The 21,076-nt window shown below is 67.5% G+C and carries 19 protein-coding genes; 13 read left to right on the top strand and 6 right to left on the bottom strand.

The window, feature by feature from the left end:
* The first annotated feature begins 127 nt into the window (after window positions 1-127).
* The 3 genes from EUC46_RS01680 to EUC46_RS01690 are packed head-to-tail and all read left to right on the top strand — an operon-like array spanning window position 128 to window position 3,687.
* Window positions 128-907: a succinate dehydrogenase cytochrome b subunit gene (locus EUC46_RS01680; protein ID WP_128772469.1), complete on the top strand. Its 780-nt coding sequence runs from the start codon at window positions 128-130 to the stop codon at window positions 905-907.
* 12 nt (window positions 908-919) lie between these two features.
* Entirely contained in the window at window positions 920-2,920 is a 2,001-nt protein-coding gene (locus EUC46_RS01685; protein WP_128772470.1) for a fumarate reductase/succinate dehydrogenase flavoprotein subunit, read from the top strand.
* The gene (locus tag EUC46_RS01690; protein WP_128772471.1) at window positions 2,917-3,687 is read left to right on the top strand and encodes a succinate dehydrogenase/fumarate reductase iron-sulfur subunit; all 771 of its coding nucleotides are present in this window, start codon (window positions 2,917-2,919) and stop codon (window positions 3,685-3,687) included. The genes EUC46_RS01685 and EUC46_RS01690 overlap by 4 nt, the downstream gene beginning before the upstream one ends.
* Window positions 3,688-3,794: 107 nt before the next feature.
* Here the strand turns inward: EUC46_RS01690 and EUC46_RS01695 are convergent, their stop codons facing one another.
* Window positions 3,795-4,481: an HAD-IA family hydrolase gene (locus EUC46_RS01695; protein ID WP_128772472.1), complete on the bottom strand. Its 687-nt coding sequence runs from the start codon at window positions 4,479-4,481 to the stop codon at window positions 3,795-3,797.
* Between the two features lie 130 nt (window positions 4,482-4,611).
* Here EUC46_RS01695 and tsaD point away from each other — a divergent pair, with 130 nt between their 5' ends.
* A complete protein-coding gene (tsaD, locus tag EUC46_RS01700; protein WP_128772473.1) occupies window positions 4,612-5,658 on the top strand; it encodes a tRNA (adenosine(37)-N6)-threonylcarbamoyltransferase complex transferase subunit TsaD in 1,047 nt (348 codons plus the stop codon).
* 136 nt (window positions 5,659-5,794) lie between these two features.
* Here tsaD and EUC46_RS01705 read toward each other — a convergent pair whose 3' ends face one another.
* Window positions 5,795-7,060 (bottom strand): class I SAM-dependent methyltransferase, encoded by a 1,266-nt coding sequence (locus EUC46_RS01705; RefSeq protein ID WP_128772474.1) that lies wholly within the window; start codon window positions 7,058-7,060, stop codon window positions 5,795-5,797.
* A 167-nt stretch (window positions 7,061-7,227) separates the two neighbouring features.
* On the opposite strand from EUC46_RS01705, the gene EUC46_RS13365 reads away from it, so the two are divergent.
* The 3 genes from EUC46_RS13365 to EUC46_RS01720 all read left to right on the top strand — a co-directional run bounded on the left by EUC46_RS13365 (window position 7,228) and on the right by EUC46_RS01720 (window position 10,238).
* Window positions 7,228-8,259 carry a SanA/YdcF family protein gene (locus EUC46_RS13365; protein ID WP_338324452.1) on the top strand — a complete coding sequence of 344 codons (1,032 nt, stop codon included), beginning with the start codon at window positions 7,228-7,230 and terminating at the stop codon, window positions 8,257-8,259.
* A gap of 221 nt (window positions 8,260-8,480) precedes the next feature.
* Window positions 8,481-8,777 (top strand): co-chaperone GroES, encoded by a 297-nt coding sequence (groES, locus tag EUC46_RS01715; protein ID WP_128772475.1) that lies wholly within the window; start codon window positions 8,481-8,483, stop codon window positions 8,775-8,777.
* A gap of 189 nt (window positions 8,778-8,966) precedes the next feature.
* Window positions 8,967-10,238: a variant leucine-rich repeat-containing protein gene (locus EUC46_RS01720; protein ID WP_128772476.1), complete on the top strand. Its 1,272-nt coding sequence runs from the start codon at window positions 8,967-8,969 to the stop codon at window positions 10,236-10,238.
* Window positions 10,239-10,300: 62 nt separating this feature from the next.
* On the opposite strand, the gene EUC46_RS01725 is transcribed toward EUC46_RS01720, so the two are convergent.
* Window positions 10,301-10,606 carry a WhiB family transcriptional regulator gene (locus tag EUC46_RS01725; protein ID WP_128772477.1) on the bottom strand — a complete coding sequence of 102 codons (306 nt, stop codon included), beginning with the start codon at window positions 10,604-10,606 and terminating at the stop codon, window positions 10,301-10,303.
* A gap of 300 nt (window positions 10,607-10,906) precedes the next feature.
* On the opposite strand from EUC46_RS01725, the gene guaB reads away from it, so the two are divergent.
* Complete coding sequence (gene guaB, locus EUC46_RS01730; RefSeq protein ID WP_128772478.1) at window positions 10,907-12,427, top strand: IMP dehydrogenase; 1,521 nt, start codon at window positions 10,907-10,909, stop codon at window positions 12,425-12,427.
* Window positions 12,428-12,437: 10 nt separating this feature from the next.
* Here the strand turns inward: guaB and EUC46_RS01735 are convergent, their stop codons facing one another.
* Window positions 12,438-14,258 carry a hypothetical protein gene (locus EUC46_RS01735; RefSeq protein ID WP_128772479.1) on the bottom strand — a complete coding sequence of 607 codons (1,821 nt, stop codon included), beginning with the start codon at window positions 14,256-14,258 and terminating at the stop codon, window positions 12,438-12,440.
* 418 nt (window positions 14,259-14,676) lie between these two features.
* Window positions 14,677-15,432, bottom strand: a complete 756-nt coding sequence (locus EUC46_RS01740; protein WP_241655337.1) for an exonuclease domain-containing protein — start codon at window positions 15,430-15,432, stop codon at window positions 14,677-14,679.
* A gap of 87 nt (window positions 15,433-15,519) precedes the next feature.
* Here EUC46_RS01740 and EUC46_RS01745 point away from each other — a divergent pair, with 87 nt between their 5' ends.
* The 5 genes from EUC46_RS01745 (at window position 15,520) to EUC46_RS01765 (ending at window position 19,744) form a co-directional block, all read left to right on the top strand.
* The gene (locus tag EUC46_RS01745) at window positions 15,520-16,644 is read left to right on the top strand and encodes a GuaB3 family IMP dehydrogenase-related protein (protein ID WP_128772481.1); all 1,125 of its coding nucleotides are present in this window, start codon (window positions 15,520-15,522) and stop codon (window positions 16,642-16,644) included.
* Window positions 16,645-16,918: 274 nt separating this feature from the next.
* Window positions 16,919-17,185: an HPr family phosphocarrier protein gene (locus tag EUC46_RS01750; protein ID WP_128772482.1), complete on the top strand. Its 267-nt coding sequence runs from the start codon at window positions 16,919-16,921 to the stop codon at window positions 17,183-17,185.
* 215 nt (window positions 17,186-17,400) lie between these two features.
* A complete protein-coding gene (locus tag EUC46_RS01755) occupies window positions 17,401-18,273 on the top strand; it encodes a GRP family sugar transporter (protein WP_128772483.1) in 873 nt (290 codons plus the stop codon).
* Window positions 18,274-18,466: 193 nt separating this feature from the next.
* Window positions 18,467-19,102, top strand: a complete 636-nt coding sequence (locus EUC46_RS01760; RefSeq protein ID WP_206645861.1) for a MarC family protein — start codon at window positions 18,467-18,469, stop codon at window positions 19,100-19,102.
* A 21-nt stretch (window positions 19,103-19,123) separates the two neighbouring features.
* Window positions 19,124-19,744 carry a ribonuclease H family protein gene (locus EUC46_RS01765; protein ID WP_128772485.1) on the top strand — a complete coding sequence of 207 codons (621 nt, stop codon included), beginning with the start codon at window positions 19,124-19,126 and terminating at the stop codon, window positions 19,742-19,744.
* A 61-nt stretch (window positions 19,745-19,805) separates the two neighbouring features.
* Here the strand turns inward: EUC46_RS01765 and EUC46_RS01770 are convergent, their stop codons facing one another.
* On the bottom strand, window positions 19,806-20,990 hold the full coding sequence (locus tag EUC46_RS01770) for an acetate/propionate family kinase (protein WP_128772486.1): 1,185 nt from the start codon (window positions 20,988-20,990) through the stop codon (window positions 19,806-19,808).
* Window positions 20,991-21,076 lie beyond the last annotated feature (86 nt).

The raw sequence follows: 21,076 nt of genomic DNA on the forward strand, positions 1-21,076 counted from the left end.
ACCCGGCCCTCCGACTCCCCGGGCGACCGGCACTTTCGCCTGGAACGGCGCCGATCACCAACGACCCCTTTCGGGTGGGCGGAACATCCGCGGGCGAGCCGGACATGTTCCCGATTACCCTTCGCGTGTGGCCAAAACGACTGTTCCCTCCAAGAAGCGGACCGCGTTCACGACGACTGTCTTCATGAAGCGCATGATGGCGATCTCGGGAATCGTGTTCCTGCTCTTCGTCCTCTTCCACGCTTACGGCAACCTCCACTACTTTGAGGGCGAGATCGCCTACGACCACTACGCGCACTTCCTGCGTGAGCTGCTCGTGCCGATCCTCCCCCGCGGCGGGGTCCTGTGGATCCTGCGCATCGTGCTCCTGGTGCTCCTGTGCGCCCACGCCTACAGCGCCTTCTACCTGTGGAACCGCAATAGGAAGGCCCGCGGAAACGACCGGTACGCGGTTAAGAAGTCCAATGCCGACTACTTCGCCTCCCGCTACGCCATGCGCACCATGCGCTGGGGCGGCGTCATCCTGCTGATGTTCATTGTCTGGCACATCCTGCAGTTCACCACCTTGCACATCCAGGCCGGCGGCACGTACATCCACGGACGCGCCTACATGAACATGTACTACGGCTTCCACCTGTGGTGGGTGTGGCTCATCTACGCCGTCGCCCTGGTGGCTTTGTGCCTACACGTGTGGCACGGCGTGTGGTCGGCCCTCCAGACCCTGGGCGCGGTGCGCGGCAACACGGTGCCCTTCATCCGCCTCATCGCCTTCGTGGTCGCCTTCGGACTCTTCGCCGCGTTCATGTGCGTCCCGACGGCGATCCTCTTCGGCTTGACCGAGGCCCCGATGGACGCAGCCGAGTACGCGATTAAGGCCGCTGAGGCCGGTATCGGATCTTCCCACTGAGAGTGAACCACCATGACTGAGCTCATCGACGGCCTGTACACCGAGGGCGAGAGGATCGCCGACACCAAGGCCCCCCATGACGTCCCCATTGCCCGGCGCTGGGAGCAGCGCAAGTTCAACGCCAAGTTGGTCAACCCCGCCAACCGCCGCAAGCTCGACATTATTGTCGTCGGTTCTGGCCTGGCCGGCGGCGCGGCGGCGGCCTCCCTGGGCGAGCAGGGCTACAACGTCAAGGTGTTCTTCTACCAGGACTCCGCCCGCCGCGCGCACTCCATTGCCGCCCAGGGCGGCATTAACGCCGCCAAGAACTACCGCAATGACGGCGACTCCGTTTACCGGCTCTTCTACGACACGGTCAAGGGCGGCGACTACCGGGCCCGCGAGGACAATGTCTACCGCCTGGCCGAGGTCAGCGCCAACATTATTGACCAGTGCGTAGCCCAGGGCGTGCCCTTCGCCCGCGAGTACGGGGGACTGCTCGACAACCGCTCCTTCGGCGGCGTCCAGGTCTCGCGCACCTTCTACGCCCGTGGCCAGACCGGGCAGCAGCTCCTCATTGGCGCCTACCAGGCCCTGGAGCGCCAGGTGGCGGCCGGCACGGTGGAGGAGTTCCGCCGCCACGAGATGGTTGAGCTGATCGTGGTCGATGGTCGTGCGCGCGGAATTGTCACCCGCAATATGGTCACCGGCGCGATTGACACGCACCTGGCCGACGCCGTCGTGCTGTGCTCGGGCGGTTACGGCAACGTCTTCTTCCTGTCCACCAACGCCATGGGCTGCAATGCCACCGCCATCTGGCGGGCGCACCGCAAGGGCGCCTACTTCGCCAACCCCTGCTACACCCAGATCCACCCCACCTGCATTCCGCAGTCCGGGGACTTCCAGTCCAAGCTCACCCTCATGAGCGAATCCCTGCGCAACGACGGGCGCATCTGGGTGCCTAAGAAGGCGGAGGACTGCGACAAGGACCCGCGCACGATTCCCGAGGAGGACCGCGACTACTACCTGGAGCGCATCTACCCGGCCTTCGGCAACCTCGTGCCGCGCGACATTGCGAGCCGCCAGGCCAAGAACATGTGCGACGAGGGCCGCGGCGTGGGCCCGGCCATTAAGGAGCGCGACGCCGCCGGCAATGAGCGCATGATGCGCCGGGGCGTCTACCTGGACTTCTCCGAGGCGATCGGGCGTTTGGGCAAGGACGCGGTCTCAGCCCGCTACGGCAACCTCTTCGAGATGTACCAGCGCATTACCGGGGACGACCCCTATGAGGTTCCCATGCGCATCTACCCGGCCGTGCACTACACCATGGGGGGGCTGTGGGTCGACTACGACCTGGAATCCAACATCCCGGGCCTGTACGTGGCCGGCGAGGCCAACTTCTCCGACCACGGCGCCAACCGTCTGGGGGCCTCGGCCCTCATGCAGGGCCTGGCCGACGGCTACTTCGTTCTGCCCGACACCATGAACGACTACCTGGCCGACATGCTCCGCGAGGGCAAGGTCGATCCCAATGCGCCCGAGATCGCCGCCGCCAAGCGCGACGTGGAGGAGCGCATTGCGCGCCTCATGGCACTGCGCGGCACCCGCAGTGTGGACGACTTCCACATGGCGCTGGGGCGCATTATGTGGGAGTACTGCGGCATGGAGCGCCGCGAGCCCGGCCTGCGCGACGCCATCGGGCAAATCCGGGCCCTCAAGGAGGAATTCTGGCGTGACGCCCGCGTCACCGGTGAGGCCATGGAGCTCAATCAGGCCCTGGAGAAGGCCGGGCGCCTCCTGGACTTCTTCGAACTGGCTGAACTCATGTGCATTGACGCGCTGCACCGCCGCGAGTCCTGCGGCGGCCACTTCCGGGCCGAGTCCCAGACCCCCGAGGGCGAGGCCATGCGCCACGACGACGAGTTCCTTTACGTGGCCGCCTGGGAGTGGGGCGGGGAGAACCAGCCGCCGATCCTCCACAAAGAGGACCTCATCTACAAGGACATCGAGCTCAAGCAGCGGAGTTACAAGTGAACATCAAGCTCAAGATCTGGCGCCAGAAGAACCAGGGCTCTGCGGGGCACTTCGAGGAGTACCCGATGAGCGGCATTGAGGAGCACATGAGCTTCCTGGAGGTCCTCGACCTGCTCAACGAGCAGCTTTTCAGGAAGGGCGAGGAACCGGTGGCCTTCGACTCGGACTGCCGTGAGGGAATCTGCGGCCAGTGCGGCGTGGTCATTAATGGGCAGGCCCACGGGCCTATTCGCTCAACCACCTGCCAGCTGCACATGCGTCACCTGGCGGAGGACCCCTCCTTCAAGGATGGGGACACCATTACCATTGAGCCCTGGCGCTCCACCGGTTTCCCGGTGCTACGCGATCTCATTGTGGACCGCTCGGCCCTGGACCGCATTGTTCAGGCCGGCGGCTACATCTCAGTCAACACTGGTGCGGCACCGGAGGCCCACTCGGTCCCCGTCCAGAAGGAGAAGGCGGACGCCGCCTTCGAGGCCGCCGCCTGCATTGGCTGCGGCGCCTGCGTGGCCGCCTGCCCCAACGCCTCGGCCATGCTGTTCACCGGTGCGAAGATCTCTCACCTGGGCCTGCTCCCGCAGGGTCAGCCCGAGCGCCTAGCACGTGTGGTGAACATGCTGAACCAGCACGACGCCGAGGGCTTCGGCGGCTGCACGAACATTGGCGAGTGCGCCGCGGTGTGCCCCAAGTCGGTTCCCCTGGAGGTTATTACGCGCCTTAACCGGGACCTGGGTCACGCCCTGTGGAAGGGGCAGCACGCGCACTGATCCACGTCGGCGACGCTGAGGCTGCTTGACAGTGTCGCTGCCCAACCTGAGGGGTGGTCACCAACGCGGGCGGTGACCGCCCCTCGGGTCTGCGTGCGAGGGGCGGCTCAAACCCGGGCCACCCGCAAACCGCGCAGGTCGGGCACCCAGGGCGTGTTCTCGGCGGAGCCCGGCTGCGAACCCACCAGCAGGACTGCGGCCCCGGCCGCGCGGGCGGCGATGTAGCCCGACGGCGCGTCCTCCAGGACCAGGCAGGAGCCGATTGGCACGCCCACGAGTTCGGCGGCACGCAGGTAGGCGTCCGGGGCGGGCTTGCCGCGGGCGACGTCCCCAGCGCACACGGTCACCGGCGGGACGGGGACGCCCGCGGCCCCCATGCGCGCCCGCATGAGGCCTTCCGAGGCGGAGGTCACCAGTGCCGTGGGCACGCCGGCCTCAAGCAGGCCGGCCACCAGGGCGGCGGCGCCGGGTACCTCGGTAATGCCCTCGGTGCGGGTGGTCTCCTCGCGCACAAAACGCCGGCTAATCGCGGCGCGCTGCTCCTCGGGGAGGTGGGGCAGGAAGTGGCTAATGGTGTCCATGCTGGTTCGGCCGGGGGAGTACTCCATGATCTCGTCAAAACGGTCGCCCAGGCCGTATTGGTGGGCGAACAGCTCCCACATGGCCTCCACCACGGCCGTGGAGTCCACCAGCGTGCCGTCCATATCGCACAGGACCGCCTCGGCCTGGGCCAATGGCTGGCGCCAATGGCGGGGGGAGTCGGTTCCTAACGCCGGCAGGAGCTGGAAGAGCATGGTGCCTCCAGGGGCGGGGCCGAGAATCTGGGCGGGGCGAGCTGGGGCAAGGCTAGCAAGGCGGGGTGCACGAGTCCGCGGGGATTTCGCGGGATATTGGCGGGGCGCGTGCGGGATAGGCTGGGTGCCCGTGAGCGAACCACTAGTCCTGGGCATTGAGTCCACCTGCGATGAGACCGGCGTGGCCCTGGTGCGCGGCCGCGAGCTCCTCGGTGACGTGACCGCCACCTCCATGGACGAGTACGCCAGGTATGGCGGCATCATCCCCGAGATAGCCTCCCGCGCCCACCTGGAGTCCTTCATCCCCACCCTGGACGCCGCCCTGGCCGCGGCCGACGTCGACCTGGGGCAGGTGGACGCCGTCGCCGTGTGCGCCGGGCCCGGCCTCATTGGCTCACTGACCGTGGGGGTCTCCGCCGCCAAGGCCCTGGCCGTCTCCCTGGGCAGGCCGGTCTACGGCGTCAACCACGTCATTGGGCATCTGGCCGTCGATGAACTCACTGATGGCCCTCTGCCCGAGCGCTTCATAGGTCTCATTGTCTCCGGCGGACACTCCAACCTGCTAAGCATCCGCAATATAGCGACCGACGTTGTCGAACTCGGCGGCACACTCGATGACGCCGCCGGGGAGGCCTTCGACAAGGTCGGGCGCCTCCTGGGCCTGCCCTACCCCGGCGGCCCCCACGTGGACCGGCTCGCCCGGGCCGGCGACCGCCACGCCATCCGCTTCCCGCGCGGCCTGGCGGCCGGAAAGGACAAGGAGCGCCACCGTTACGACTTCTCCTTCTCCGGGCTCAAGACCGCGGTGGCCCGCTATGTGGAGTCCCTTCAGGACGCCGGCCAGGAGGTGCCGGGCGCTCACGTGTGCGCCGGATTCTCCGAAGCCGTCAATGATTCCCTGACGGCCAAGGCGGTGCAGGCCTGCCTGGACCACGACTGCGACACCCTGGTGGTCGGGGGCGGCTTTTCTGCCAACTCCCGCCTGCGCGAGCTCGCCGCCCAGCGCTGCGCGGCGGCCGGCATTACGCTGCGCCTGCCCCCGCTGCGCTACTGCACCGACAACGGCGCCCAGATTGCGGCCTTGGGCTCGGCGGCGGTACGCGCGGGCGTGGAACCCTCCCCGCTGGGCTTCGCCCCCGACTCCGGGATGCCCCTGAGCGTCACCGTCGTCCACTGACGCGTCCGCTGACGTTCTTCACTGAGCTCACTGAGGCCCCGATTCGGCGGCTCCAGCGCCCTGACGGGCGTCCTGCGGGCCCTGCCGGCCGGGGCCGGCCCCTTTTGACGCAGTCCTTAACCTTTTGACACGGCCCTTAGAGGGGTTCGACGACGAGCACCGCGCCCCTGGCCCCCGCACGGCCCGATGCCTCTGCGCTGACGCCAATGCGTGTGACCACCCAGGTCTCCCCGGCCGGCCCGCGCGGTTTGAGGGAGGCGCGCAGGGCGTCGGGTGAGACCTCCACGCCGCGCTTGTGGATCTCCAGGCGCCCAATACCGCGCTCACGCACCCGGGCCTTGAGGTCTTTGAGGTGCAGGGGCAGCACCTCCAGGACCCGCCAGGAGCGCACAAAGGGGGCCAGGTCACCTCCCGGCGGTGTTGGACCGGACAGGTACGCGATGCGCGAGGCCACCGGCGCTGCCCCCAGCCGTTCGGCCAGGTGGGCCACCAGGCCCGCCCGAATAGCGGCGCCGTCGGGCTCAATGAGCAGTTCGCCGAGTTCGTCGACGTCGGTGAGCGGGTCGATCTGCCTGGGCTCGGTGGAGGGGTCCTGGCAGTCGGGGTCGACCAGGGTGTGGGCGGTCTGCCGGCCCTCGGAGCTTGAGCGCAGGCACAGGGCGCTGCGCCCCGGGCCCTCGACGGCCAGTGGGCCGCACCAGATCCCGGCCTCGACGACCTGTCCGTCCACGCTCACCCACTGCACGTGGGTGTCGGCGGGCAGGGTGGCGTGGTCAATGCCCGGGGCGACCTTGACGCCCAAGGCCGCCACCTGCTCGCGCAGCGCCAGGATCTGGGAGAGTCGAGGGGACCACTGTTCGGGGTCGCCCACCCGTTCGCCCTGGCGCCGTCGGGCGGGGTCGGCGAAGACGGCGTCGACCCCCTCGGCGGCCAGGTCCACCTCCAGCGCGTCGGCGCAGCGCACCACGGCCTGCGGGAAGGGCATGAGATTGACTGTGGCCAGGGCCGCTGTGGCTTCATCGTGCTCGACGGCCAGGACCGACAGGTCCAGGCCCGCCAGGGCGAGTGCGTCCCCGCCGATGCCGCAGCCCAGGTCGGCCACCCGACTAACTCCGGCACGGGCGTAGCGGGAGGCGTGGTGGGCCCCGACCGCCAGGCGCGTGGCCTGCTCCAAACCTTCAGGGGTGAAGAGCATCTGGGCGGCGAAGGGACCAAATTTTGCGGTGGCTCGTGACCGCAACCGCTGTTGAGTCAGCGCGGCGGCCACCAGGTCCGGTGCGTGCCCCTGTTCGCGTAGCGAGGTGCCCAGGGCCAGCGCCTCATCCTCCCGGTAGGGCGGCAGCGAGGACAGTAGGGCCCAGCCTTCAGAGGTGAGCAGAGGGGCGAGGTCGGCGGCGTTCATCACCGGAATCATGTCATGGGCCGCGTCCCGAATGGGGATCTCTGCCCTGGGATGTGAGGGCCCGGCGGCCGGCCCGGACCAGACCACGGCGTTAGAGTCGTTAGAGTCGTGTTGACGCCCGGGGCCGGTTGTGGGCGCTTGGACGCTAATAGGAGAGGTGGGAGCACATGACGAACCGCGACGAAGTGCCCGAGTCGGAGCACTCCGACCACCGCGGACCTGGAGGCGCCCATCCCATGGCCGTCGACGGTGGATACGCCACCCGCACGGCCCCCGATCAGGAAGAGGGGAACCCCAACGCCGACAACGCTGACAACGCTGACAACGCCGGCAACACCGATAAAGCCGGCAACGCTGACAACGCCGGCAACGCCGGCAACACCGATAAAGCTGGCAATGCCGGCATTGCTGACGCGGGCGGCGACGGCTCGACTCTTGTGGGCGCCGTGCCCGGCGGTGAAAGGGCGGCCAGCACTAGGGGCACTATGCGGTCGGCCCACCGGCGGGCTCCACGGCGCCGCCGCCCGGTGCTCAGGGGGCTAGTGGGCCTTCTTGTGCTGGCCGCCATGATCCTGGCGGTCCCCAATATCTGGATCTGGGGGGCTTCCCGCGGCCATATCCGCGTCTACGGCTCCGAGGGGGACACTGCGCGGGCGCCGGTAGCCATTGTGCTGGGGGCCTCGGTGTACCCCAACGGCACCCCCTCCCCATGGCTGCGCTACCGTTTGGAGGTCGCCGCCGGCCTGTACGAGTCCGGCCGTGTTGACGCCATCCTGGTGTCGGGGGACAACGGCCGGACCACCTATGACGAGCCCTCGGCCATGCGCGACTACCTGGTGAAGATCGGGGTGCCCAGTGAGGCGGTCGCCCTGGACTACGCGGGCTTCGACACCTACGGGACCTGTGTGCGGGCCACCAAGATCTTTGGAATCGACGAGGCGATTATCGTCACCCAGGACTTCCATGAGCCGCGCGCCGTATTCGCCTGCCGCTCCGCCGGGCTCCAGGTCGAAGGGGTGGCCGATACGCGCGCCCGGGCCTACCGGAGCACCTGGGTGAAAAGCTGGTTGCGCGAGCGGCTCGCCGCGATCAAGGCTGTCGCGGATGTGGTGACCGGCCGCGATCCCGTGCTCGGCAGGCACGAGACCAGTGTGGATGACGCCGTGGCCTGGACCCGCGCCAATCGCGGGAAGCAGTGAACGCCATCGGCGAACCGCAACCGGCGCGCTGGCACTCGCTTTGACTGAGTGCTAACGCCGACGTAGATTCCTCACCAGGCGCGGGGGCGTGCTCCGGCACGCTTCTGCGACCCGCACTCCGACGCGACCGGCCGACCCCCGCGACGGCGGTCCGGTCGTGTTGACGAGGGCGACCCGCCTGTCATCTACACACGCTATGAAGCGAGAAGGGGAGGTCCGCAATGTCGATCTCCATCAAGCCGCTCGAGGACCGGATTGTCGTCCAGACGGTCGAGGCCGAGCAGACCACCGCCTCCGGCCTGGTCATCCCTGACACCGCCAAGGAGAAGCCCCAGGAGGGCAAGGTCGTGGCCGTGGGCCCCGGCCGCGTCGACGACAATGGCAACCGCATTCCGGTGGATGTCGCCGAGGGCGACATTGTCATTTACTCCAAGTACGGCGGCACCGAGGTCAAGTACCTGGGTGAGGAGTACCTCATCCTCTCGGCCCGTGACGTTCTCGCCGTCGTCACCCGCTGAGTCTTAGGCGGCGCCGGTTTCCGGCCCGCCTGCTGCCCAGCCGCAGCGCACGCCTGTGGGGCGGGAAGCGTACGCTTCCCGCCCCACAGGCGTGCGTGTCCCATCACTCTCGAGCGGGGCGGGGTCCTCGGCGAGTCCATGACCGATAAAACAGTTCAGCGCACTGCCGGTAGCATTTATGATCTTGCCGTGCCTGCCTCCCTTGATGATGAAGCGCGTCTGGCCGCAGACCCCACGACCGACCCGACCATGCTCCACCAGCTCGCCCAGCGATCGGCCGAGCTCTGGCCGCTAATCGTCGCCAATCCGGCGGCCAGCCCCGAGCTGCGCGACTGGATCCACGCTCAAGCCATCTCAGCAGCAACCGCTGCGGCCGCCGACGCCGACCCTGTCGCCGACCCTGCCGACGCCGACGTCGTCAGCCCCGTCGACATTGACCTGTCCTGGGCGCCCACGGCCGAGGCCGCGGGCTCGCCCTATATGGTCATGCCCGCCCCGCAGCCCCATGAGGCGGGCCCCGTCCCGCCGCCCGCCCCCATCCCGGTCAGATCCAGCTACCCGGCCATTGAGCCTCAACCCGCCGGCGGGCGCGGCCAAGGGTCCGCCTGGTCCGGTATGCGCATAGCGCTGGTCGCCGTCCTGGCCGTGGTGGTCGCTGTCGGCGGGGGATTCGCCGGCGCCCTGCTTCGCGGCGGGGACGACACCCGCGCCTCCAGCCCCTCCGGGCAGCCCTCCGCGTCGGCCACGACGGTACCCAGTGTCATGGGTACCGAGGCCTCACCCGGGGCGGCCGCTGGTGACAACGCGGCCCTGCCCACTGCGACCGCAACTACCGCCACAGGCCTGACGGCCCTGAGCAACTCAAGCTGTGCCACAGCCTCCACGGACGCCAGTGTGCTCGTGTCTTACGGGGCCTCGAACTCCCGTGGGGCCACCTGGACGACCGCGGACGGTGAGAATTCCGTCATCCTGGCCATGGCGGACCTGCAGTCCTCCTGCGGGCACGACTATGCGCGCCAGGTGGCGCAAACAGCCACCGCCTCAGGGGCGACCCCGGCCCTGACCACGACGCTCAGCAGCTACACGCGGACCGAGGCCAGTCCCGCACCGGCCGGCTCCTTCACCTACCAGTACATAGACACGCCTTCGAAGAACATCTCCTGTGAGCTCCATGAGGACTACGTGGCTTGCTCGATTCTGCTGCGCGATTACAGCGCCGCCGGCCAGAGCGACTGCTCCTCCTCGCACTTCTCCATCTCGGTGGGGCAGGGCAGCTCGCAACTGCGCTGCGGAGAGCAGTTCCTGGGCGTGCCGGGGATGACTTTCCACGAACTCCAGTACGAACAGTCCACAACCTTCTCGAACTTCGCCTGCACCGCCCGCCTCACCGGTATGACCTGCTGGAATACGGTCACTGGTCGAGGTTTCACCATCTCATCGGAGTCTTACACCCAGTTCTGAGTGGTTCTGAGTGCGGCGGGATGCGGCGAGCCCGCTTCAGGCGGGCGGCCCAGCGGCGCCGGTCAGCCTGTGGCGGCGCTGCGGGCATAGCGCTCCTTCTGCTTAATCCAGGTGCGGCGCTCATCCTCCGTCATCCCGCCCCAGACCCCGTACGGCTCATGGGTGGCTAGGGCGTGGGCGCGACAGGAGTCAATCACCGGGCAGGTGCGACAGACGTTTTTGGCGTCCTCGTCCCGACGTCGCCGGGAGTTCCCACGTTCGCCCTCAGGATGGAAGAAGAGCGCAGAGTCCATTCCCATGCAGGCTCCGCTGTGCTGCCACTCCCACAGGGCCAGTACAGGCCCTGGAAGGCGTGAGTTGTCGAGCATCGATGTGTCCCTCCGTTGGGTTCGACCATCAGCGGGGTGTGCCAAACACACCGGATAGATGTGTTGACCTTGTAGAAAACCTTAGCCAATGCTGGTGTCGGAGGCAAGATTCGACGCCCACTTTTCCTAGGAAACTAGTGTGTTTTCGCGGCTCGCGCGAGGTCGCCTTATGTGTTTCATATGAGAAACGAAAGAAGGGCGTCGGTGCGCTCCGTGCCGGGCGGGGGAGCGGGGCGGGCGCGGCGCCGGCTATCCGGTTATGAGGTGCAGCGTCCGGGGCCTCGACCCTACGATGATGCCGTGAGCGATTCGATCACCAACCCCGACCTCTTCGCCCCCACCGCATTGACCTATGACGACGTGCTCCTGCTTCCCGGACTCACAAACGTGATCCCTTCCGAGGTTGATACAACCTCGTACCTAACCCGGCGAATCACCCTGGCCACCCCCATGCTTTCCGCTGCCATGGACACGGTCACAGAGTCGGATATGGCTATCGCCATGGCGCGTCAAGGCGGTATTGGCATTCTCCACCGCAACCTGCCCATTGAGAGCCAGGCGCAGCAGGTGCGGCGGGTCAAGCGCTCGGAGTCCGGCATGGTTTCGGATCCGGTGACAGTCGGCCCCAACGCCACCATTGCCGAGCTCGACAGCCTCTGCGGCCACTACAAGGTCTCCGGCCTGCCCGTGGTTGAGGAGGATGGGAGCCTGCTGGGCATTATCACCAACCGCGACCTGCGTTTCGTGCCGCCTGCGCGGTGGTCCTCCCTGACCGTGCGTCAGTGCATGACCCCTCGTGAGCGCCTGATCACCGGGGCCACCGGCATCTCCCGGGAGGACGCCAAGGCCCTTCTGGCCGAGCACCGCATTGAGAAGCTTCCCCTCATTGACGACCAAGGGCGCTTGACCGGCCTGATTACCGTCAAGGACTTCGTCAAGACCGAGCAGTACCCCAATGCCACCAAGGACGAAGAGGGCCGCCTGGTCGTGGGCGCCGCCGTCGGATACTGGGGGGACACGTGGGAACGGGCTGGCGCCTTAGCCGAGGCCGGTGTGGACGTGATCGTCGTCGATACCGCCAACGGCGGGGCGGCGCTGGCCCTGGAGATGATCTCCCGCATTAAGTCCGATTCGGCCTTCGCCGGCGTGGACATTATTGGCGGCAATGTCGCCACCCGCGAAGGGGCCCAGGCGCTGATCGACGCCGGCGTGGACGCCGTCAAGGTGGGGGTGGGGCCGGGCTCGATTTGCACCACCCGCGTGGTTGCCGGCGTCGGCGTGCCCCAGATCACCGCCATCTACGAATCCGCCCGCGCCTGCGCCCCCGCCGGAGTTCCCCTCATTGCTGACGGCGGCCTGCAGTACTCCGGCGATATTGCCAAGGCCCTGGTGGCCGGTGCGGACACTGTCATGCTCGGCTCGCTCTTGGCCGGATGCGTCGAATCCCCCGGTGACTTGGTTTTCGTCAACGGCAAGCAGTGGAAGCGTTACCGGGGCATGGGGTCGCTGGGCGCCATGAGTTCGCGCGGGCGCAAGTCCTATTCCAAAGACCGTTACTTCCAGGCCGACGTCTCCGGGGACGATAAGATTGTGCCCGAGGGCATTGAGGGGCAGGTGCCCTTCTCCGGTTCCCTAGCGGACGTGGTCTACCAGCTGGTCGGCGGCCTGCACCAGTCAATGTTCTATGTGGGCGCCCGTACCGTCCCCGAGCTCAAGGCCAATGGCAAGTTCGTGCGCATTACTAGTGCCGGGCTCAAGGAGTCCCACCCGCATGACGTCAAGATGACGGTGGAGGCCCCCAACTACACCGGACGGGAGTAGGCGAAGCAGTTCAGGATGACCCCGTATCGGGCGGCCCGGAGGATTGCAGTGGCGCTGCGCCGTCGCCGCGGCGCCACGGTGGTGGCGTCTCGGAGATGAAGCGGCGTCCGCGCTTATCGAGGAGCAGCAGGCTTCGTCCCAGGATGCCGAAACCCTCCCGCCTCAGTTCCCGGCGGTATGAACTGATTTCGCTCGCGTCGATGCTCTCGGAGAGCAGGGCTTGATCATTGCGGAAGTACGCGTACAGCCTGAAAGCGTCAATCTGGGCGATGGTCGTCAGAATTGCGGCAGTGACAAGATAGAGGATCACGCCCGTGCACACGCCGATCACGGATAGGAAAGGCAGATCCCAGCACTGGCCGAGGAAATCAGGGAGCCACTGCGGCATGTGCACGCGGAGGGCGGGATGCGAGCCGTTGAAGGTCTCGACCGCGGCGTAGCTGAAGGCCGCGCACGAGGCAATGATCACGCCGAGTCGTCCGCTTGCCTGTGATTCAGCCATGATGGCGTGCTCGTGCGGGGTGGCGATATACATCGTCACCAAAGGTGGGAGCAGTGACAGGAGTGTTGTCGGTCCCGCCTCTGCTGCATTGCTGTCCCAAAGGTACCGGTAGGAGAGGCTGAGAAGGAGGAGTGTGAGCAGGAGGTTCAAGACTGCTGAGATGGCGAAATGACTGCGGTCGGGGATGAAGGTGACGGTTGCTTTGCAGATCGGTTGATCGGCGCCGGGCCCGGGAATGTCTGTTAGGAGCGAAGCAATGTCATCGCTGCGCTCATGAAGGGCGTCGGGGTGGGTGAGAATCTCGATCTGGCGCCGATTGCGATTCAGCTCGATGAACGGGTGAACCGGGTCGTCAGCGATAATGCGCATCCCCGGTTCTACCGGTTCTGGCGTGGAACCTGATGTATTCCGGTGGGGCTGCGACGGCAGAAGGGGCAACTCATGCTCGCCGAATGAGATGGCGATTCCCCCGATCTGCATTTCCTCCGGTGCGAGAATTCTAATATGGGTTCCGGCCCGTTTGGAGCTATTGAGTAATGGTAGCGCGATTTCATAGGGAGCTGGTCGTGGGAGCATCCGTGTGGCAAGGCTCTCGAGCCACCACGAAGACGCCGGGATGCTGCGCTCGAGCCACGAGACTTTCAGGACGTCGTCGCGCACAAAGCGATCGCCGTTTCGATGCGGCGTGTAGATGACGTGCAGGGTATAGTGCTCTCGGAGTCTGTTCAGCTCATCAGTGAATCCCGGTGACTTCGCAATGCCCTTCACGGATTCAGGTAGCTGCTCTATTCCTCCGATATGATCGTGGAAAACATCTGTGGTCGGGATCTGGTGTTTGAGGAACCGATAGATCGTTTGGGCGGCCTCTGGAATCCAATGCCATTCTCTTATGGAGTCGGCGTCCAAGAGAGCGCTCATTAACTGGAAGGTGATCGCTTCATTATTCTCGTGTCGCCGGGCGATGCTGAGGACTCTATTTTGTCCGTCTTTGGCGTCGATGTCGAGAATCGGGCCCGGAATCATTCCTGCTAGCGCGGGCAGACAGATAGCCGAGTGCTCATGATCCCAGGCGTTGAGGATGGCGGCCAGGTGAATTCCGTTGATATCAATGCTCATGGAGCGCCGATGGGTTTCCTCGTCGGCGAAGGTGATTGTCTGAACGATGCGCCGCTGCCAGTGGATGCGCTCCTTCCAGAGATACCCCTGGAAGCCGATGCGATCAATGAGTTCGGCGATGTCGCCGGTGAACGCACCAGTCTCCCGGTCGAACAGCGACTCTGCCCGACCGGGCTCGGAGTATGGGGTGCGCTCCGGCTGGCGTGGCGTCACTCGGCGAGGCGGTCTCGCCGAGTTGAGACTGCGTTGACGGACCGGCCTCCGGCAAGGGAATCGCATGGCTCATAAACGATCGATGACGAGTGACCGCCGTGGGCGGGACTCCCGGTGCGAGGCGGCTACGCCATCTTCCGGCGCAGCGACCGCCGCGGCCGCCCGCGTTTGAGCTGCGCCCGAGTCGGAATGTTCGCGTACAACTCGTCAGATGCGGGACTCGGGGCCACTTGCTGAGATAGGACGATAATGCGCGGAGTGCCGACAGAAGTCTTCGTGGCGGCGACAGACGGCCGCTTGGCGATGCGCTTCGAAGGCGGTTGCTGCAGTAACGGCTGGGCCATGCCCGATCCTCCTGACTGTCAATACCGAAGATACATTAGTTTACCAGGGCTACGTGGATCATCGGCCGCACGGCTCAAAGGCCCTCGGCGAGCGGCCAGGACGTGGAGACATCGGGTGTGCGGCCGCGGCGGCGCAGGAAGTCATTGAAGGACTCCGCCCAGGCGCGGTGCGCGCCGGCCTGGAAGGGGACGAGCTCGTCGGTGCTCCTGCGGGACAGTGCGGGGTAGGCGACGGTGATCGCCGCCAAGACATCGAGAGTGGCGGTGACGTCAACTTCCGCTGTGTGCAGCGAATCCTCGACGCTCACGCCGTAGACCGTGCACAGGTCCTCCAGGCGGCGCTTGCCCGGGCGGTAACGATCCACCGCCCGATCAAGGACGAGGGGGTCAAGCACGGGGCCAAGCTCCCGCCCCAGGCGCTGACGCAGAGTCGGCAGGCCGTGGCGGGCGAGTTCGGCTTCCATGAGGGTGAGATCGAAGCTGGCGTTGAACACGACGACGGGGATGTTCGCCGCCATGGCCTCAGTGAGGACCGAGGCGATCTCCTCAAGCACCTCGACCGCCGGCCTGCCCTCGGCGCGCGCCCGCTCAGTGGTCACGCCGTGAACCGCTGCCGCGGCGGCGGGGATCTCGACCCCCGGATCCGCCAGCCACATGCGCACGGATTGGGCGCGAACCCCACCGGCATCCATTGACTCGCGGGACACGACCGCGGCCGTGACGAGCCGGTCATGCCGCGGGTCCACGCCCGTGGTCTCGGTGTCAAAGCCGACCAGGGGTCCATAAACCCATGGGCGGCGGGAGACGGTGCGGTCCGGTGCGGCGCTCATGGATCGAGTGTGCCACCGGCCTGCGACACTCATGGCGCCCCGGCCTGTGCCGGCCGCCAGAGCCGGCCGGTCGCCTACGATCGGGCCATGACCTCAGAGATCGAGATTGGGCGCTCCAAGCGGGCGCGCCAGGCCTACTCTTTCGACGACATCGCCCTGGTGCCCGCCCGGCGCACCCGGGACGTGCATGACGTGCGCGTGGGCTGGCAGATCGACGCCTACCACGTGGAGCTGCCGGTCATCGCCTCACCCATGGACTCTGTCATGAGCCCCGGCACCGCGATCCTCGTGGGGCAGCTTGGGGGCATTGGCGTGCTGGATCTCGAAGGCCTGTGGACCCGCTACGAGGACCCCACCGAGGCCTTCGCCCGCATTCGCGAAGCCGACCCTCAAGACGCCACCCGGGTCCTCCAAGAGGTCTACCGGCCCCCGGTCCTCCCCGAGCTCATTACCGCCCGCCTGGCCCAGATCCGCGCCGCCGGCGTCGTGGTCGCCGGGCGCCTCAGCCCCGGGCAAACCCAGCGGCACTGGCGCACAGTCGTCGAGGCCGGCGTTGACCTCTTCGTCATCCGCGGGGCCGCGGTCTCCGCCGAGCACGTCTCGGGCTCGACCGAACCCCTCAACCTCAAGCGCTTCATCTACGAGCTCGACGTGCCCGTCGTCGTCGGCGGCGTGAGTACCTACACCGCCGCCCTCCACCTCATGCGCACCGGTGCCGCCGCCCTCCTGGTGGGGCAGGGGGGCGGCGCCTCCTCCTCGGTGCGCCAAGTCCTGGGGCTCCACATGCCCATGGCCACCGCCGTGGCCGACGTGGCCGGGGCGCGACGCGACTACCTTGATGAATCCGGGGGCCGCTACGTCCACGTTATCGCCGACGGCTCGGTGGGCAACTCCGGGGACGTCGTCAAGGCCATTGCCTGCGGGGCCGACGCCGTCATGCTCGGTGCCGCCCTGGCCCGTGCCCGGGAAGCTCCCGGAGGCGGTTACCACTGGGGCGATGAGGCCCGCCACGAGAGACTTCCACGCGGCTACCGCAGTCGCGTGGGGACGGTGGGCACCATGGCCGAGATCCTCAATGGGCCTTCGGACCGCGCCGACGGGACCCTCAACCTCATGGGTGCCCTGCGGCGGACCCTGGCCACGACCGGCTACTCCGACGTCAAGGAGCTGCAGCGCGTCGAGATCGTCCTGGCCCCCTACGATCCCTCCTGAACCGCAGCGAGACAGGGCGTTCAGTGCGCTCAGGACGTTCAGGCGCCGTGAGGCCCGGCGGGCGGGCGCCGGCTCGTGGTGGCGCGGGCCTTGGGCCCCGGCAGGGGGGTGAGGGCGGGCGGCGGTGAACGATTTCTTGAATCAATCCTCCACTCCGCCTTGCGCGCTCATAATCTCCGGTACTGTGTGGGCACAAGCCTAAGCGCTGTCATTGCCGACGAGCGGGCGCACATGCCCCGGGAGTCGGCACCAGATCCCTCACTAGGAGCTATTCATGGCCCAGGTCACCGCCACCGTCGCTTCCAAGGTCGGCCTTCACGCCCGTCCCGCTGCCACCTTCGTCAAGGCCGTCGCCGAGAAGGGTGTCCCTGTCACCATCGCCAAGGAGGGCGGTGCCCCCGTTGACGCCTCCTCCATCCTCGGCGTCATGACCCTGGGCGCCGGCTTCGGCGACGTCGTGACCCTCACTTCCGAGGCCGCTGGTGCCGAGGGTGCCCTCGAGGAGCTCAAGGCTCTGCTTGAGACCGACCTCGACGCCTGACGCTTGTCAGATCCTGTCCGAGGGGGCGCGCCTGATCAGGCGCGCCCCCTCGGCGCGTTCGGCACCGGTGACGTCCTGCATGCTCTGAGCATTGACGTATTGGCGGCGTACCGGCGGCCTGCGGGATCGACCGGCGCCCGACGAGCCCAGTGACGGGAGCACGAGGAGGGCCCGTTTGACGCCCACATAGTGAGGTGCACCACTACTATCGGTGGGTGGACCTCGCGATCGCCTTGCTGCCCTCCCTCCTGTTCGGAATCATGAGCCTCCTGCTTGGAGGCTTCGCCACGGATCAGAGACGGCAGAACGTCGCCGTCCTCATTGGCGCCGGCCTGGTGAGCCTGGCCTGCTCGCTCATGATGGGCGGCGCCTGGAGCCCGCGCGCCACCATTTGGGGCGCCCTGGCGGGGCTTATGTGGGCCGGTGGGCAGGTACTCATGCTGCGCGCCTACAACTACTGGGGCGTGGGACTGACCATGCCAGTAACCACCGCCCTCCAGCTGGTCCTCAACGCCGTGCTGGGAATCATCCTCTTCAGTGAGTGGCGCGCCCCAGGGGCCATGCCCCTGGGCGTGACGTCCCTGATCTTCATTATGGTCGGCGCCGCCGCCTGCTCCTGGCAGGAGCGCAGTGGGCCGGGGCCCGACGCCGCCTCCCGCCGGCTCGGTTTCCTGGCCACCGCGGCCTCGTCTGCTCTCTACGGCTCGTACGCCTCCATGCTGCGCCTGGTCCGCGTCAGCCCCGGCGAGGCCCTGGGCCCCATGGGTCTGGGCCTGCTGGTGGGGTCCGTACTCGTCGCCTTCATCTTGCCGCGACCGGTTCCCCTGCGCGGGCCCAGAATCCTCCCCGGGATCATTGCCGGGGGAGTGTGGGCGGTGGGCAATGCGGCCCTGCTGCGCTCCACCAGGGCCGTCGGCGTGGCCAGCGGTTTTACCCTCTCCCAGCTCGGCTTCGTTATCGCCACTATTGGCGCCATGACCATCCTGGGGGAGCGCAAGACCCCTGCGGAGACGCGCACCACCCTGATTGGCATTGTCGTCGCCGTAGCCGGCCTCATCCTCATGGGGGCGGCCGCCGCGCGGGAGTGAGGCCCGGCCGGTCCCGCCGCGCGGTCGGGGCGGCCCGTGCCGCTGGGGCGCTCGCTCCGGGGCTCTGCGGGCAGCCCGGACAGGGCGGTCGGGGGCAGTGCGCCGCGGGCACCGAACCCCGCTTGGTCCTCGCCACATGCCGCAGAGTCCCGATACCCGCCCCAATGACCTCCAGCCGGTTGACAATGGGGGCGTGAATACGGCACTCCTGGTCAAGGCTCTCGGGGCTTTCTTCGCAATCATGAACCCCTTCGTCAACCTCCCCATCTTCCTGAGCCTGACCGCCGGGCAGGACCCGGGTCGCCAGCGCCGCACCGCCCTGCGCACCATCCTGTTCTCCACCATGATGTGCGCCGTCGTTGTGCTGACCGGCTCCCGGCTGCTCGGGTTCTTCGGGGTGAGTGTGGACGCCTTCAGGGTCGCCGGGGGCCTGGTGCTCTTGACTATTGCCCTGGGCATGCTCTCCGGCCGCGGGTCCAGCGCCCACGAGGGCAGCCAGGAGGAGAAAAGCCACCACGCGACCGTCAACGACATCGCCTTCTACCCCATGACCTTTCCCATGATTGTGGGGCCGGGCACCATCACCACCATTGTCGTTATTGACGCCCAGGCCCATGGCCTGCCCGAGCGCTTGACCGTGGCCCTGGCACTGATCGGGGTCCTGGTGATGCTCGGCGTCGTGCTCTTCTTCTCCGCCCAGATCGGCGCCCACCTGTCCATGACGCTGCGCACCGTTATGACGCGGCTCATGGGCATGATGCTGGCCTCAATCGCTGTCGAAATGCTCACCGTCGGCCTGGCCGCAGTGCTGCCCGGACTGGCGCACTAGGACCCCCGGTAGGGTGCGCGCATGACGATTATTGCGGCGGCGGACGGCTCCGCCCTGGGCAACCCCGGCCCGGCGGGCTGGGCCTGGTACGTGAATGACGCCTGCTGGGCGGCTGGGGGCTGGGAGAACTCAACGAACAATCGCGGCGAGCTCACCGCCGTCCTGGAGCTCCTGCGTGCGACGCGGGCCGCGGGCTTGGCGGGGGAGGACCTGGTCATCCAGTGCGACTCCCAGTACGTCATCAACTCCCTGACGAAGTGGATGGCCGGCTGGAAGAAGCGCGGCTGGCGCAAGGCCGACGGCAAGCCGGTTCTCAACGCCGACCTCATCAAGGCTCTCGACGCCGCACTCGCGGGCCGGTCGGTGAAGTTCGAATGGGTGCGCGGGCATGTGGGCCACCCCCTCAATGAGGCCGCGGACTCCCGTGCCCGGGCCGCCGCCACCGCCTACCAACGGGGCGCCCACGTGCCCGGCGGGCCGGGATGGCCGGGGGCGAGTGACGGGGGCGATACGGCAGCGGGGAGCCCTGGTGCCGTATCGCCCGCCCCCGGCCCCACGGAGGCGGAGGGGACCACGGTGGTTCCCGGGGCCACAGCGGCTCGCCGCGCCCGCCTGCGCCGGGAGGAAGGCACATTGTTCTAAGGCCAGGGGCTCTAAAGCCCGGGCGCCCGCCCGGCGGGCGATCGCGTCCGTGGCGATGGCCCTACAGCAGCGTCATGGCCTGGCGAGCAATGGCCAACTCCTCATTGGTGGGAACCACCAAGACGGTCACCGCCGAGTCGGGGGTGGAGATGACCCGCGGTTCGCTTGAGCGCACCGCGTTCTCCCCCTCATTGATCTGCACGCCCATAAAGGCCAGGCGCTGGCACAGCTCGGCGCGCAGAAGGTCGTCATTCTCCCCAATGCCGGCGGTGAAGGTCAGCGCGTCCAGGCCGCCCATGACGGCGGTGTAGGCACCCACGTACTTGGTCAGGCGGTGCAGGTAGATGTCCATGGCGTCGCGCGCCTGGGCATCCCCGGCCTCAATGCGCTTCCACACTTCACGCATGTCATTGTCGCCGGCCAGGCCCTTCATGCCCGAGCCGCGGTTGAACAGGTGGTCGATCTGGTCAATGCTCATGCCCGCCACCCGCGCCAGATGGAAAACAGCCGCCGGGTCAATGTCGCCGGTGCGCCCGCCCATGACGAGGCCCTCCAAGGGGGTCAGGCCCATGGAGGTGTCCACGGCGCGCCCGGCCACGACGGCGGAGGCCGAGGCCCCATTGCCCAGGTGAAGAACCACCTGCTTGAGGTCGTCGCGGCCCAGGAGCGTTGAGACCGCGCCGGAGACGAACTGGTGGCTGGTGCCGTGCGCCCCATAGCGGCGGATGGAGTACGTGTCGGCGATCTCGCGATCCAGGGCGTAGCGGGCCGCCTCCTCGGGCAGGTCCTGGAAGAAAGCGGTGTCGAAGACGACGACGTGGGGAACCTCGGCCAGCAGGCGGCGGCCGACCTCAATGCCCTTGAGGTGGGCGGGGTTGTGCAGCGGCCCCAGTGGTACCAGCTGCTCAATACGGGCCACGACCTCGTCGTCGACCAGGGCCGGGCCCGAGAAGTAGCGCCCACCTTGGACCACGCGGTGCCCGACGGCGACAATATTGGCCTGGGCCAGGCTAGGGCCCTGTTCTTCGAAGAGGCGCAGCACCTCGGACAGGCCGAAGCCGTGGTCGGCCACGGGCTCGGTCAGCTCGGTCTTCTCCTGCCCGCGCTTGTGGGTGATGGCACCCATCTCCTCGCCAATGCGCTCCACCAGGCCTGAAGCCAGAGAGGCCCCGGAGTCGGGGTCTACCAGGGCGTACTTAATGGAGGAGGAGCCGGAGTTAATGACGAGGACGGTGCGGGTGGTCATGGCGGCAAGGGCCTTTCAGTTCGGTGCGGGCGCGGTGGGACGGGATGGGCGGTGCCGTCTGTCGGGGAGTGACGGCACCGCCCAAG

Source organism: Actinomyces oricola (genome assembly GCF_004104015.1).
Lineage (GTDB): Bacteria > Actinomycetota > Actinomycetes > Actinomycetales > Actinomycetaceae > Actinomyces > Actinomyces oricola.

What these genes read in the sequence shown, in the direction of transcription:
- EUC46_RS01685 (WP_128772470.1), top strand. Translation starts at nt 920, where the DNA reads ATGACTGAGCTCATCGACGGCCTGTACACCGAGGGCGAGAGGATCGCC.
- EUC46_RS01695 (WP_128772472.1), bottom strand. Translation starts at nt 4,481, where the DNA reads ATGCTCTTCCAGCTCCTGCCGGCGTTAGGAACCGACTCCCCCCGCCAT.
- EUC46_RS01705 (WP_128772474.1), bottom strand. Translation starts at nt 7,060, where the DNA reads ATGAACGCCGCCGACCTCGCCCCTCTGCTCACCTCTGAAGGCTGGGCC.
- EUC46_RS13365 (WP_338324452.1), top strand. Translation starts at nt 7,228, where the DNA reads ATGACGAACCGCGACGAAGTGCCCGAGTCGGAGCACTCCGACCACCGC.
- groES (WP_128772475.1), top strand. Translation starts at nt 8,481, where the DNA reads ATGTCGATCTCCATCAAGCCGCTCGAGGACCGGATTGTCGTCCAGACG.
- EUC46_RS01725 (WP_128772477.1), bottom strand. Translation starts at nt 10,606, where the DNA reads ATGCTCGACAACTCACGCCTTCCAGGGCCTGTACTGGCCCTGTGGGAG.
- EUC46_RS01740 (WP_241655337.1), bottom strand. Translation starts at nt 15,432, where the DNA reads ATGAGCGCCGCACCGGACCGCACCGTCTCCCGCCGCCCATGGGTTTAT.
- EUC46_RS01745 (WP_128772481.1), top strand. Translation starts at nt 15,520, where the DNA reads ATGACCTCAGAGATCGAGATTGGGCGCTCCAAGCGGGCGCGCCAGGCC.
- EUC46_RS01750 (WP_128772482.1), top strand. Translation starts at nt 16,919, where the DNA reads ATGGCCCAGGTCACCGCCACCGTCGCTTCCAAGGTCGGCCTTCACGCC.
- EUC46_RS01765 (WP_128772485.1), top strand. Translation starts at nt 19,124, where the DNA reads ATGACGATTATTGCGGCGGCGGACGGCTCCGCCCTGGGCAACCCCGGC.
- EUC46_RS01770 (WP_128772486.1), bottom strand. Translation starts at nt 20,990, where the DNA reads ATGACCACCCGCACCGTCCTCGTCATTAACTCCGGCTCCTCCTCCATT.